The 256-nt window shown below is 64.8% G+C and carries 1 protein-coding gene; it reads right to left on the minus strand.

Annotation, left to right across the window (positions count from 1 at the left end):
* Positions 1 to 256: hypothetical protein (locus SCA31_RS24385; RefSeq protein ID WP_410699557.1), on the minus strand; the 256-nt coding region annotated here is incomplete at both ends.

Below are 256 nucleotides of genomic sequence, written 5' to 3' on the forward strand. Positions count from 1 at the left end.
GCAGAAGCTTGCGCAGCGACGGCAGAGCGAGCGCCAGGAGAGCCGCGAGGCTGAGCGCCAGCGGCATGCCCGACAGCCCATACCAGCAGCCTGCCGTCAGAAGCGAGATGACGATGAGATTCCAGACCGGCTCCAGCCGTTCCGGCGCCTGGCCGGTACGGATATGCCATGCCCTGAGCACGCTCGCCGCGCCGTCCAGCAACGGCTCGTCGATATAACGATTGATCCAGTTCACGCTGATGCGCCCCTTCATTAG

Source organism: Chryseobacterium sp. SIMBA_028 (genome assembly GCF_046535285.1).
GTDB lineage: Bacteria > Bacteroidota > Bacteroidia > Flavobacteriales > Weeksellaceae > Chryseobacterium.